Here is a 13,078-nt window from a genome sequence, read left to right on the forward strand (position 1 = left end):
ACACTCGTGGCATGCGCGTCTACCTGGGCTCCGACCATGCCGGATACGAACTGAAGAACCACCTCGTGGAGTGGCTGAAGGGGGCCGGCCACGAGCCGGTCGACTGCGGTCCGCACATCTACGACGCCCTCGACGACTACCCGCCGTTCTGCCTGCGGGCCGCCGAGCGCACCGCCGCCGACCCGGAGGCGCTGGGCGTCGTGATCGGCGGTTCGGGCAACGGCGAGGCGATCGCCGCCAACAAGGTCAAGGGCGTGCGTGCCGCGCTGGCCTGGAGCGAGCAGACCGCCTCGCTCGGCCGCGAGCACAACAACGCCAACGTGATCTCCATCGGCGGCCGGATGCACACCGAGGAGGAGGCCACCAAGTTCGTGGAGATCTTCCTCAGCACCCCGTACAGCGGCGACGAGCGGCACACCCGCCGGATCGCCATGCTGAGCGAGTACGAGACCACCGGCGAGCTCCCGCCGATCCCGGCCCACCACCCGCAGCAGGGCTGAGCCACCTCCGTCGAACCCTCCCGCCGGCCGGCCGCGCTCCCGCAGCGCGGCCGGCCGGCGCGTCTGTGCGGGCGTGCGCCCCTGTGTGATCGGCCACAGCGCCCGCCCCGTCCGACCGGCGTACGAACCGCCCTGTGTGCGGGGCGCATGCGCCGCCCGCGTGGTTCGTACGCCCAACCGGCACAGGCTTCCTGACGCAGCGGGCGGTGCCCGCCGCAATCGGCCGAAACCCGCTGACGCGCCCGCGCCACGGCGGCGCCGCCCGTGCCCGAGCCGTCGACGCCGGGCCGCAACCGTGGATATGGTCGGTCCCCATGGCTGGCAGAGCGCCGGGCACACCGCCCCAGACGACTGCGACGAGGCCCGGCGCCGCCACGGCGTCCGACCCCGTGACGGCCCGGTTGCGCAAGAGGATCCGCCGGGTCCGCCGAAGGCTGCGCACGGCCGGGGTCGACTACTTCCGCGGCGGCGCCGCCGACTGGCCGGTGCTCTGCGCGCTCGCCCTGCTCGTCCCACTGCTGATCCTGCTCAACATCTGGATCCCCGCCTGGGCCCCGCCCACCTCGCTGGTCCTGCCGATCCTGGCCGCCGCGCTGCTGCTGCGCCCGGGCAGCCTGGTGGTGCTGTACGCGCTGGCCGCGCTCGGCCTCTCCGCCGAGTCCGTGATCCACACCGGCCAGCGGGTCGCCAGCGCCGACCCGGACGCCTACACCTACGGCGTCACCCCCGGCGCCGCCCTGGTGGTCGGCGCGGCCGGGGTCGGCGGCCTGCTGCTGGCCCAGTTCCGCAGCCGGGTCGGCGTCCCCTGGTGGGGCGGCTCGACCATGCTCTTCGACCTGCGCGAGCGGCTGCGGGTGCAGAGCCGCGTCCCCCGGCTGCCGGACGGCTGGCACGCCGACATGGCGCTGCGCCCGGCCGGCGGGCAGTCCTTCTCCGGTGACTTCGTGGTCGCCGCCCGGACCGGCCCCGGCCAGCGGGTGCTGGAGGTGGTCCTCGCGGACGTCTCCGGCAAGGGCATGGACGCCGGCTCCCGGGCCCTGCTGCTCTCCGGGGCCTTCGGCGGCCTGCTCGGCTCGCTGCCCGCGCACGACTTCCTGCCCGCCGCCAACGGCTACCTGCTCCGGCAGTCCTGGGAGGAGGGCTTCGCGACCGCCGTCCACCTGGTGCTCGACCTGGACACCGGCGAGTACGAGCTGCTCTCGGCCGGCCACCTGCCGGGCATGCAGCGGCTGGCCGGCGCCGGGCGCTGGGAGATGAAGGAGGCCTCGGAGGGCGCGGCGCTCGGCATCTACGACGGCGCCAAGTTCGAGGGCGTGCGCGGCCGGCTGAACCGCGGCGACGTCCTGCTGCTCTGCACCGACGGCATGGTCGAGGCCCCCGGCCGGGACCTCTCCGAGGGCATGGACCGGCTGATGGGCGAGGCCGACCGGCTGGTCCCCGGCGCGGGCCCCGGCGCCGGCGTCGGCGCGGCCTCCCGGCTGATCGAGACGGTCGCCCGGGACATCAACGACGACCGCGCGGTGCTGCTGCTCTGGCGCGACTGACCACCCGCCGGCCGTCCTGACGGGCCGCTTCCGCCCCGGCACATGCCGCGGGCAGGTGCTGTCAAGCCGGGGAGCTGATCTTCGGCCATTTCGGACCTGCCGTCACCGGACCGGACCTGCCGCTTCCGCTCCCGCCCGCCGGGCGTTTCCCCGCCGCTCAGCGCGGCCCCGCCGACGATTCGTCAGAACGTCTCGGCTATGGTCTCGGTCGGCGGAAACTCGTCTCGCATCGCAGGATATCGGCGTTCGGCTGACGGCCAGACCTTTACGCAACCGGCACGGTCGACCACACTGAGTCCGGGCGGGACTGGTCAGGATTCGGGGGATGGGGGGCGTCACGTGCGGCACGACGGGCACCGTGCGGCCGCAGCGGGCTCTCCCTCCGGCCGGGACAGGCCGGACGAACTGCTGTTCCGCCTCGGGACCGTCGGACAGACCGGGGTCCGGCTTCGCAGGGGCTGTCAGGCGCTGGCACCCCGCTATGAAACGAGGAAGTGAGTCCGGGTGGCACTCTCCGTCTCCGCGCTGGTCCTGTTCGGCATCATCTGCTTCATCTTCATCCGCAACAAGCAGCTGAAGACCGGGCACTTCATCCTGGCCGCCCTGTTCGGCTTCATGCTCAACCAGAGCACGGCCGCCAAGCCGATCCAGGACTTCCTGACCCAGATCGCCAAGAGCATCTCCAGCATCGCCAGTTGACCCCCGGGGGCCTCGTCCGGGGCCCGGGGCGGGTGCGGCGGAAGCCGGCTGTCACCGGTCGGCCCGTCTGGCCTGCCGCCAGCGCCCGAACAGCCCCCGGGGCCGCGCCGCCGCCACGGCCGGCGCCCGGACCGCCGCGGGCGCCGCGGCGCCCGTCGGCGTGGCGGGCCGCAGCGTCGTCCCGCGGGCCGTCAGCAGCACGAACAGCCGGGCCCAGCAGAGGCGTTCGCCACGCGGCCAGTCCAGCGCGCGCAGCGCCGCCGAGGCGGCCTCCGACACCTCGCCGTTGACCCGGACCTCGGCGACGTCGTCCCCCGCCTTGCCGCCGAGGAACAGCTTCACCCCGTTCGGCCCGCCCCCGGCCAGGTCCGGCAGCAGCGCGGGCGCGAGCGCGGGCAGCACCCGGTGCTCCGCGAGCCAGCCGGCCAGCCTCTCGTTGCCGAAGCCGAACACCGCCGCCGGCCCCTGGACGGCGTGCCAGCCCGGAAGTTCCGGGTGGTCGGCGTGGTCGCCGTGCTCACCCCGGCCCTGCTCCTGTTCGACCAGCGCCGAGGCCGTGGTGGTCGCCCACATCCGCACCGCGTTGGCGAGCTTCTCCTCCTCGGTCTTGCCGAGGCCGGCCGCGCAGTCCCACACCACCGGCGCGTCCGCGCGGCCGAGCTGGAGGACGTAGCCCAGGTCGACGTGGCCGGCGCCGTCCTGGCCGGGGTGCTCGCGGACGGCCACCGCCGTCGTGCCCGGGCCGCGCACCACCTCGCCGTCAACCGTGAACACCTGCCCGAAGCGCGCCATCTCCTGGACCACACAGCGCTGTATGACGGCCAGTCGGTCCTGGGGACGCACGGGTACTCCTCCACCTAGGGCTCGCAGCCGCCTCGGCTCGCAGTGTTCTCGAAACTGCGCTCGAACGCCGCCGAGGCTATCGGCCCGGAGCCCTGCCGGGAAACCGCCCCGGAGCCGGGCCCCCGGCCTCTCCGGTCGCGAGAATGTCCTGAATGCCCCAGTTTGGGTAGCGGCAACCGTAGGCCACCGCCTGGAGAACCGCATGCCCCTCACCGACCTGACGCCCCCTCCGCCACTGCTCCTCACCCCGGACGGCTCCGGCCTGGTCGCCGAGATCGAGGCCTACCTCGCCTCGCTGCCCGCCCCGGCGCGCACGCCGGTCCCGTACGTCCCGCTGCACGGCTCCACCCTGCAGCCCTGGCACGCCGGCCACCCGCTGCCCCAGGCCACCCTGCTGGACCGGGCGCTGCGCCGCCCGGCCCGCCCGGTGCCCGTCACCGCCGCCGACCACCTGCGGCTCGCCTCCCGCTACATCGGCGCCCACGGCTGGCTGCAGGGCGCGATGTGGGACCAGGCCGGCCGGGTCTGCCTGCTCGGCGCCCAGGCCGCCGTCCTCGCACACGGCTACGGGACCCCGCTGACGGTCCGTACCGCGCGGGTCCAGCTGATGGAGGTGCTGCACGCCACCGGCCGCCCGGCGAACTCCCCGGACGAGTACAACGACCGCCCGACCACCCGCCAGGCCGACGTCCACCGCCTGCTCGACCGGGCCGCCGCCCGGGCCGGACGGCTCGGCCTCTGACCGGCTGACGGTCCGTCGAGGGGTGTCTCCCGGAAAGCGAACGGCCCCGGAGGGACGGTGACGTCTCTCCGGGGCCGGACGGTTGGAGCGGGCGACGAGAATCGAACTCGCGTGACTAGTTTGGAAGACTAGGGCTCTACCATTGAGCTACGCCCGCGTGATCCCCCGGCCGTTGCCGGACGGAAGGTCGGGAACAGCGTACCTGGTCCGGTCGGCTCCGTGCACACCGGATTCGTCGTGAGGGCCTCGGATATGTCGGCGAACCGGCAGGGCCCGGCGTGTACGCTTCCTCTCGGCACCACGGGGTGTGGCGCAGTTTGGTAGCGCGTCCGCTTTGGGAGCGGAAGGCCGTCGGTTCGAATCCGGTCACCCCGACAGTGCGGCAGGGTCTCGTCCTCGGCGGGGCCCTGTTGGCGTCTCCGGGCTCCGTTGGCATCTTCGGAGCGGGTCCGGCATGGTGGGTGGTTGATTTTTCACCCAAAGCTGGAGCCCCGATGAGGATGAACCCCAAGATCGCGGTCGGAGTCGTCTTCGTCGCCTCGCTGTTCATGTCGATCATGGACACCACGATCGTCAACGTGGCGCTGCCCGCGATCGGCCGCGATTTCGGCACCGATCCCGCCGGGGTCGGAGTGATCAACGTCGGCTACCTGGTCAGCCTGGCCGTCTTCGTCCCGCTCTCCGGCTGGCTGGGGGACCGCTACGGCACCCGCCGGGTGTTCCTCGCCGCCCTCACCCTCTTCACCGTCGCCTCGCTGCTCTGCGGCGCGGCCGGCTCGATGACCTCGCTCACCCTCTACCGCATCCTCCAGGGCGCGGCGGGCGGCCTGCTCACCCCGGTCGGGATGACCATGCTCTTCCGCGCCTTCCCGCAGGAGGAGCGGATGCGGGCCACCCGCGTCCTGATGCTGCCCACCGCGGTCGCGCCCGCTGCCGGGCCGGTGCTCGGGGGCTGGCTGGTGGACGGCTGGTCCTGGCACTGGGTCTTCATCGTCAACGTGCCGGTCGGCATCGCCGCCCTGGTCTTCGGCCTGCTCTTCCTGCCCGACTACCGCGCCGAGCGGGCCGGCCGGTTCGACGCGGCCGGGTTCCTGCTCGCGGCGGCCGGCTTCGGTGCCGCGATGTACGCGCTCTCCGAGGGCGCGTCGGAGGGCTGGGGGAGCGCGCGGATCCTGGCCTCGGCGCTCGGCGGCCTGCTCGCGCTGGCAGTCCTGGTCGTGGTCGAGCTGCGCCGCCCCGAACCGATGCTCGACCTGCGGCTCTTCCGGGACCGCATCTTCCGCACCACCAACCTGCTCTCGCTCTTCTCCGGCGCCGCCTTCCTCGGCATGCTCTACCTCTTCCCGCTGCTGATGCAGGACGCGCTCGGCATGGACGCCCTGCACAGCGGCCTCATGGTGTTCCCCGAGGCGCTCGGCGTGATGCTCGCCTCCCAGGTGGCGGCCCGCCTCTACCCGCGGATCGGCCCGCGCCGGATCCTGGTCGCCGGGGCCACCGTGGTGGCCGGCTGCCTCGCCCTGATGGCCACCATCGGGCCCGACAGCAACCTCTGGGCGGTGCGGGCCCTCATGTTCGTCACCGGCTACGCGATGTCGCACGTCTTCATGCCCTCGCAGACCGCCGCCTTCGCCACCATCACCCCGCGCGCCACCGGCGCCGCCTCCACCCTCTACAACGCGCAGCGCCAGCTCGGCTCCGCGCTTGGCGTCGCGGTGCTCGGCACCGTGCTGACCGCCGTCGGACCCCTCACCGTGAACGCTTCGGGTACGCCCGTGGCGAACCTCACCGCGTACCGCGCCGCCTTCCTCACCGCGGCCGTCCTGGCCCTCGTGGCGGCCGCGATCGCCTTGCTGGTACGGGATTCCGACGCCGCCGCCACCATGCGCCCGGTACCGGCGGGGGGTACCGGGGAGCCGTCCGCGGAGGCCGCCCCGGAGCCCGCCGGGGCGGCCTGAGCGGCCGCAGGCGGCGGCGTCCTGGCATCCGCCTTTCGTGGTACCGGTAGGATGGGGCGCTGGCGGTAGTCCCTGTGGCGTCCACCCAGGTCAACCGCACGAGGGCGAGGAGTCACGCTCACCGTCCACCCCCCACGGGAGATGCAGCTCCAACCGCCCATCGCCCGTCTCGCCCGACCCGCCCGTACCGGCCCCGGCCGGCGGCATGGGGAGGGCGGAGGCAACCTGACCGCAAGCCCATAGGAGACCAAACCGTGAAGAGCGCCGTCGAGACTCTGAACCCGACCCGGGTTCGACTCACCGTCGAGGTGCCCTTCGAGGAGCTCAAGCCCAGCCTCGACGCGGCGTACAAGAAGATCAACCAGCAGGTCTCGGTCCCGGGCTTCCGCAAGGGCAAGATCCCGAACCGGGTCATCGACCAGCGTTTCGGTCGTGGCGCCGTGCTGGAGGAGGCCGTCAACGACGCCCTCCCGCGCTTCTACACGCAGGCAGTCGACGAGGGCAAGATCGAGGTTCTCGGACAGCCCGACATCACCAACATCGAGGGTGTCGAGAAGATCGCCGACGGTGGTGACCTGAAGTTCACCGCCGAGGTGGACATCCGCCCGGAGATCACCCTCCCGGACTTCTCGACCATCGAGGTCACCGTCGACCCGATCGTCGTCACCGACGAGGACGTCGACAAGTCCCTGGAGCAGCTGCGTGAGCGCTTCTCCTCGGTCAAGGACGTCGAGCGCGCCGCGGCCGCCGGCGACATCGTGGTCGTCGACCTCGAGGCCAAGGTCGACGGCGAGGTGCCGGAGGACGGCACCGCCGCCGGCGTCAGCTACGAGATCGGCTCGGGCCGTCTGATCGACGGCATCGACGACGCCGTCGTCGGCCTGGAGGCCGGTGGCACCGCGACCTTCGACACCGAGCTCAAGGGTGGCACCCAGGCGGGCAAGACCTCCGAGGTCACCGTCACCGTCACCGCCGTCCAGGAGAAGGAGCTGCCCGAGCTGGACGACGAGTTCGCCCAGCTGGCCAGCGAGTTCGACACCCTGGAGGAGCTGCGCGGCGACTCCCGCAAGCGCCTCGAGCGCATGAAGGAGTACGACCAGGCCACCCAGGCCCAGGAGAAGGTGCTCGACGCGCTGCTGGCGCTGGTCGAGATCGAGTTCCCGGAGAAGCTCCTCAAGGACGAGATCGAGACCCGCAAGCACAACCTCGAGCACCACCAGCTGGAGCCGATGGGCCTCGACCTCGCGACGTACCTGGAGACCCAGGGCAAGACCGAGGAGGAGTTCCTGGCGGAGACCGAGGAGCAGGCGAAGAAGGGCATCAAGACCCAGTTCGTCCTGGACCAGATCGTCGCCGACGAGGAGCTGGGTGTTAACCAGGAGGAGCTCACCGAGCACCTCATCCGCCGCGCCGCCGGCTCGGGCCTGACCCCGGACCAGTTCGCGCAGCAGGTCGTCCAGGGTGGCCAGGTGCCGCTGCTGGTCGGCGAGGTCGCCCGCGGCAAGGCGCTGGCCACCGTGGTCGAGGCCGCCAAGGTCGTCGACACCGAGGGCAACGAGATCAACTTCGACGACGACGAGACCGACGAGTCGGGCGAGACCGTCGCCGCCGAGGCCCCGGCCGCCGAGGCCGAGGCCGAGGAGAAGACCGAGGCCTGACCGCCCCGGTCGCCCTGACGCAGCAGCGGGCCCGGACGCCGTACACGGTGTCCGGGCCCGCCGTGTTCCCCGCGGTCGCGGGCGGGGCCCGCCGCGAACCCTGCGCTCACAGCGAACAGTTCTGCGTGAGGGATTCTGCGGCCCGGCCTGCGCGTTAGGGTCCATGGACAGCAACAATCACGACGTGATACCCGGAAGCTGTGCGACACCGTGACGGCCGCGGAGCGACCGTCCAAATCGACTGAGCAGGTGGCTAAGTGACGTTCCCGCAGATGCAGATGCCTGGCCCGATGGCGCCGCACGCCGCCTCTGGTGACGTGCTCGGCGGCCTGGGCGACCAGGTCTACAACCGGCTGCTCAACGAGCGGATCATCTTCCTCGGCCAGCAGGTCGACGACGACATCGCCAACAAGATCACCGCCCAGCTGCTCCTGCTGGCCGCGGACCCGGACAAGGACATCTTCCTTTACATCAACTCCCCGGGCGGCTCGATCTCGGCCGGCATGGCGATCTACGACACCATGCAGTACATCAAGAACGACGTCGTCACCATCGCGATGGGCATGGCCGCCTCGATGGGCCAGTTCCTGCTGACCGCCGGCGCCAAGGGCAAGCGCTTCTCGCTGCCGAACGCCAACATCCTCATGCACCAGCCGTCCGCCGGTCTCGGCGGCTCGGCCACCGACATCCGCATCCAGGCCGAGCAGCTGCTCCGCACCAAGAAGCGGATGTCCGAGCTGATCGCCTTCCACAGCGGCCAGTCCTTCGAGCAGATCACCGCGGACTCCGACCGCGACCGCTGGTTCACGCCCGAGGAGGCCCTGGAGTACGGCCTGATCGACGCGATCATGCACAGCGCCGCGGACGTTCCGGGCGGCGGCGGCACGGGCGCCTGAGCCTCGGCCCCGGATCCCACGAGACCACAGCCCCATCGCTCCGGAGGACTAGAACCCCCATGAACATCCCCAGCCTGTCCAGCGCCAAGGCACGCGTCGAGGACATGCGTGCCGAGGGCCGCTACATCGTCCCGCGCTTCGTCGAGCGCACCTCGCAGGGCATCCGCGAGTACGACCCGTACGCCAAGCTGTTCGAGGAGCGCATCATCTTCCTCGGCTCGCAGGTGGACGACGTCTCCGCGAACGACATCATGGCCCAGCTGCTCTGCCTGGAGTCCATGGACCCGGACCGCGAGATCCAGATGTACATCAACTCGCCCGGCGGCTCGTTCACGGCCCTGACGGCCATCTACGACACCATGCAGTACGTGAAGCCGGACATCACCACGGTCTGCATGGGCCAGGCGGCCTCCGCCGCGGCCGTGCTGCTCGCCGCCGGCACCCCCGGCAAGCGGATGGCGCTGCCGAACGCCCGTATCCTGATCCACCAGCCGTACACCGAGACCGGCCGCGGTCAGGTGTCCGACCTGGAGATCCAGGCCAGGGAGATCTTCCGGATGCGCGAGCAGCTGGAGGAGATGCTCTCCAAGCACTCGAACAAGTCCGTCGAGCAGGTCCGCGACGACATCGAGCGCGACAAGATCCTGACGGCCGAGGAGGCCGTCGAGTACGGTCTCGTCGACCTGGTCATCTCCACCCGCAAGGCCTCGCTGACCTCCTGAGGTCGGCACCCTGCCGGGGGCGGGGCGCGCACGCCGTTGCGCGCCCCGCCCCCGGCACATCGGCGGAACCGGCGACGGCATCTGTTCGGTATCAATTCGCCCAGGGCGTAGGGCAGACCTGGCGAAGAGGACGGAATCAGGGGCCCGGCAGAGTACCGTCGGATAGCGAGACCGATCGCCGTCGGCGTTGACGGTCCACAGCACCAGGCCCCGGAACCCCCGCGGGGCCCCTGGCGAAGGGGAAGCACCTCGTGGCACGCATCGGAGACGGTGGCGACCTGCTCAAGTGCTCGTTCTGCGGCAAGTCGCAGAAGCAGGTGAAGAAGCTGATCGCCGGCCCAGGCGTGTACATCTGCGACGAGTGCATCGACCTGTGCAACGAGATCATCGAGGAGGAGCTCGCCGAGACCTCCGAGGTGCGCTTCGAGGAGCTCCCGAAGCCGCGCGAGATCTACGAGTTCCTGGACCAGTACGTGGTCGGCCAGGACCTCGCCAAGAAGGCGCTGTCGGTGGCCGTCTACAACCACTACAAGCGCGTGCAGGCCGGCGAGGCGGGCCGCAGCGGCGGCAACGGCCGTGAGGACGCCATCGAGCTGGCGAAGTCCAACATCCTGCTGCTCGGGCCGACCGGCTCCGGCAAGACGCTGCTGGCGCAGACGCTGGCCCGGATGCTGAACGTGCCGTTCGCGATCGCCGACGCCACCGCGCTCACCGAGGCCGGGTACGTCGGCGAGGACGTCGAGAACATCCTGCTCAAGCTGATCCAGGCGGCCGACTACGACGTCAAGAAGGCCGAGACCGGGATCATCTACATCGACGAGATCGACAAGGTCGCCCGCAAGAGCGAGAACCCGTCGATCACGCGCGACGTCTCGGGCGAGGGCGTGCAGCAGGCGCTGCTGAAGATCCTGGAGGGCACCACCGCCTCGGTGCCGCCGCAGGGGGGCCGCAAGCACCCGCACCAGGAGTTCATCCAGATCGACACCACCAACGTGCTGTTCATCGTGGGCGGCGCGTTCGCGGGCCTGGAGCGGATCATCGAGGGCCGCGCGGGTGCCAAGGGCATCGGCTTCGGCGCCAACATCCGCTCCAAGCGGGAGCTGGACGCCAGCGACCACTTCCGTCAGGTGATGCCGGAGGACCTGGTCAAGTTCGGCATGATCCCGGAGTTCATCGGCCGTCTCCCGGTGATCACCAGCGTGCACAACCTGGACCGCGAGGCGCTGCTGCAGATCCTCACCGAGCCGAAGAACGCGCTGGTCAAGCAGTACCGCAAGCTCTTCGAACTGGACGGCGTGGAGCTGGAGTTCTCCCGCGACGCGCTGGAGGCCATCGCCGACCAGGCGATCCTGCGCGGCACCGGCGCGCGTGGCCTGCGGGCCATCATGGAGGAGGTGCTGATGTCCGTGATGTACGAGGTGCCCTCGCGCCAGGACGTCGCCCGCGTGGTGGTCACCGGAGACGTCGTCTCCAAGCACGCTATCCCCACGCTCGTCCCGCGGGACATGATCAAGCGGGAGCGGCGCGAGAAGAGCGCCTGACCCGGCCGGCGCCCCCGGCGTCGGTGCGCATGTGACAGGGCCCCCGGAGACCACGGTCTCCGGGGGCCCTTCGCTGTTCCACGGGGTGCCGCCGGACTTACTTCGGCACCTCGGAGGCGGCGCGCAGGTCGCGGGCGTCGGCGGCCAGCTTGTCGAGGTCCGGCTGCTTGCCCTCCTCGGGCGCCTGCATCATCAGGATCAGGCTGCTGTTGTCGGCCCAGGCGCAGATGCCCAGGTCGGTGCCCTCCTGGGTGGCCTTGGCGCACTCCATGGTGCCGCCCTTGGGGCCGGCGTCGACCGCGTGCCGGTTGCTGACGGTCGGGCCACCGGCCGAGAAGCCCTTGAACATGGCGTCCAGCTCCTGCTTGGGCAGCAGCACCTTGCCGTAGCCGCCGACCACGATGAGCTTCGGGTCGTCCGACGGGTCCAGATAGACGGCGCTCACGCCGGTCGGGTGCCAGGCGCCGTCGCCCTTGCCGAACTCGGAGGTGATCTCCTCCTCCATCTTCCGGGCGATCTCGTTGTCGTCGTCCTTGGAGAGGTCCTTGAACTTGGCCGGCAGGACGATCTTCTGGGTGCCCGCGTTGGACGTCACGTCGAAGACGAAGTACGCGACGGCGCCGCCGATCAGCGCCAGCAGCACGGCGAAGACGCTGAGCAGGATCCAGAGCGTCTTACGGGACTTGCGCGGCGGCACCGGGGCGTAGGCGCCGTACCCCGGGAGGCCGGGCTGGCCGCCGGGCGGCGGGCCCTGCGGCGGCACGGCACCGTAGGGTGCGGCGGCGGGCGGCGGGGGCGTCGCCCCGTAGCCGGGCTGCTGGGGCGGCACGGGCGCGCCGTCGTACGGCTGGCCGGCGGGCGGCGGCGGGGTGCCGTAGGGGTTCTGCTCGGTCACGATGGCCCTTTCTGGGGCGGGACGGACGGGACGGACGGGAGCCGACCTGCGGCCGCGGCGCACTCCCGCCCGGGACGGGGCGGCAGTCGCGGCGGCCGCGTGGGCGTGACGGTGGCGCGGGTGTGACGGTGGCGCGCGGGTGTGACGGTGGCGCGGGTGTGACGACCGCGCGCGGGTGTGACGGTGGCGCCGGCTACTTGGCGACGACCATCGCGGAACGGATCGCCCGCGTCTTGTCGGCGGCCTGGGCCGGGGTGAGCGGCGTCGAAGCGGCGCCGCTGAGGCTGGACTTGAAGAAGGTGACCCGGGCCGTGGTCGACTTGTCGGCCCAGACGCAGACGGTGGACTGGGACTTGCCGCCGAGCACGCTGAAGACGCCGCAGGAGAGCTTCCCGGAGGAGTTGTGGCTGTCCTGGGCCGGGAAGTCCGTCAGCGGGGTGGCCCAGCTGCCGCCCTCGCTGGGCTTCTTGGAGTCCTCGATGATCTTGTCGGGGTCGCTGAGGTTGCCGTAGACGCCGATCACGCTGATCGTGTCCAGCGCGTCGGAGCCCTTGGCGTAGCTGGCGACCAGCACGTTCAGGTCGGAGCCGAGCTTGGACGTCTCGGCCTTGCTCGGGTCGGCCGCCTGCTCCTTGGCCGACTTCTGGGTGTAGCCGTCCGGCAGCGACTGCGCGGCGGTGATCTTGTACTTGCCGCCGGAGTCCCCGCCGAGCAGCTTGTAGAGGCCGAAGCCGCCACCGCCCAGCACCAGGGCGCCGATCACCAGGCCGACGACCAGCCCGCCCTTGCCCTTCTTCGGCGCAGGCGCCACCGGGTAGCCCGGCTGGCCGTACGGGGCCTGCTGCGGCGGCACCCCGTAGGGCGGCTGCGGGGCGCCGTACTGCGGCTGGGGCGCGCCGTACTGCGGAGCGGGGGCGCCCTGCTGCGGGTAGCCGTACTGCGGCTGCGGCGCGCCATAGGGGGGCTGCGCCCCGTACGGCGGCTGCGGCTGCGGCGCCCCGTACGGCGGCTGTGCCCCGTAGGGCTGCTGCGGCTGACCCTGCGGATACTGCTGACCCTGGCCGTACATCTGCCTCTGTGCTC

At 71.6% G+C, this 13,078-nt stretch carries 12 protein-coding genes and 2 tRNA genes; 10 read left to right on the top strand and 4 right to left on the bottom strand.

All coding sequences use genetic code 11. The features are described from left to right. Positions 1-11 precede the first annotated feature (11 nt). From ACZ3YO_RS25365 to ACZ3YO_RS25375, 3 genes are all read left to right on the top strand, one after another. Positions 12-500 carry a ribose-5-phosphate isomerase gene (locus ACZ3YO_RS25365; protein ID WP_465548707.1) on the top strand — a complete coding sequence of 163 codons (489 nt, stop codon included), beginning with the start codon at positions 12-14 and terminating at the stop codon, positions 498-500. Positions 501-814: 314 nt separating this feature from the next. Then, complete coding sequence (locus ACZ3YO_RS25370; protein WP_465573313.1) at positions 815-2,044, top strand: PP2C family protein-serine/threonine phosphatase; 1,230 nt, start codon at positions 815-817, stop codon at positions 2,042-2,044. Positions 2,045-2,548: 504 nt separating this feature from the next. Continuing rightward, a complete protein-coding gene (locus ACZ3YO_RS25375) occupies positions 2,549-2,743 on the top strand; it encodes a hypothetical protein (protein WP_380326353.1) in 195 nt (64 codons plus the stop codon). A 51-nt stretch (positions 2,744-2,794) separates the two neighbouring features. Here ACZ3YO_RS25375 and ACZ3YO_RS25380 read toward each other — a convergent pair whose 3' ends face one another. Next, on the bottom strand, positions 2,795-3,586 hold the full coding sequence (locus tag ACZ3YO_RS25380) for a DUF6348 family protein (protein WP_465573316.1): 792 nt from the start codon (positions 3,584-3,586) through the stop codon (positions 2,795-2,797). A gap of 202 nt (positions 3,587-3,788) precedes the next feature. Between ACZ3YO_RS25380 and ACZ3YO_RS25385 the strand changes: the two genes are divergently transcribed. Then, positions 3,789-4,328 (top strand): DUF6197 family protein, encoded by a 540-nt coding sequence (locus tag ACZ3YO_RS25385; RefSeq protein WP_465573319.1) that lies wholly within the window; start codon positions 3,789-3,791, stop codon positions 4,326-4,328. A gap of 83 nt (positions 4,329-4,411) precedes the next feature. On the opposite strand, the gene ACZ3YO_RS25390 is transcribed toward ACZ3YO_RS25385, so the two are convergent. Next, positions 4,412-4,485, bottom strand: a tRNA-Gly gene (locus ACZ3YO_RS25390). A gap of 144 nt (positions 4,486-4,629) precedes the next feature. Between ACZ3YO_RS25390 and ACZ3YO_RS25395 the strand changes: the two genes are divergently transcribed. From ACZ3YO_RS25395 to clpX, 6 genes are all read left to right on the top strand, one after another. Beyond that, positions 4,630-4,703, top strand: a tRNA-Pro gene (locus ACZ3YO_RS25395). Between the two features lie 119 nt (positions 4,704-4,822). Beyond that, entirely contained in the window at positions 4,823-6,283 is a 1,461-nt protein-coding gene (locus tag ACZ3YO_RS25400; RefSeq protein WP_465573322.1) for an MDR family MFS transporter, read from the top strand. A 254-nt stretch (positions 6,284-6,537) separates the two neighbouring features. Then, positions 6,538-7,941 carry a trigger factor gene (gene tig / locus ACZ3YO_RS25405; RefSeq protein WP_405365813.1) on the top strand — a complete coding sequence of 468 codons (1,404 nt, stop codon included), beginning with the start codon at positions 6,538-6,540 and terminating at the stop codon, positions 7,939-7,941. Positions 7,942-8,219: 278 nt separating this feature from the next. Beyond that, the gene (locus ACZ3YO_RS25410; protein WP_305067940.1) at positions 8,220-8,837 is read left to right on the top strand and encodes an ATP-dependent Clp protease proteolytic subunit; all 618 of its coding nucleotides are present in this window, start codon (positions 8,220-8,222) and stop codon (positions 8,835-8,837) included. Positions 8,838-8,896: 59 nt separating this feature from the next. Further along, a complete protein-coding gene (locus tag ACZ3YO_RS25415; protein ID WP_327676905.1) occupies positions 8,897-9,559 on the top strand; it encodes an ATP-dependent Clp protease proteolytic subunit in 663 nt (220 codons plus the stop codon). 251 nt (positions 9,560-9,810) lie between these two features. Beyond that, on the top strand, positions 9,811-11,100 hold the full coding sequence (gene clpX / locus ACZ3YO_RS25420) for an ATP-dependent Clp protease ATP-binding subunit ClpX (protein ID WP_030309676.1): 1,290 nt from the start codon (positions 9,811-9,813) through the stop codon (positions 11,098-11,100). A 97-nt stretch (positions 11,101-11,197) separates the two neighbouring features. On the opposite strand, the gene ACZ3YO_RS25425 is transcribed toward clpX, so the two are convergent. Continuing rightward, positions 11,198-11,995, bottom strand: a complete 798-nt coding sequence (locus ACZ3YO_RS25425; protein ID WP_396323163.1) for a hypothetical protein — start codon at positions 11,993-11,995, stop codon at positions 11,198-11,200. A gap of 193 nt (positions 11,996-12,188) precedes the next feature. Continuing rightward, positions 12,189-13,064, bottom strand: a complete 876-nt coding sequence (locus ACZ3YO_RS25430; RefSeq protein ID WP_465573327.1) for a hypothetical protein — start codon at positions 13,062-13,064, stop codon at positions 12,189-12,191. Positions 13,065-13,078: the final 14 nt, after the last annotated feature.

This window comes from Kitasatospora sp. NPDC022785 (genome assembly GCF_055561295.1).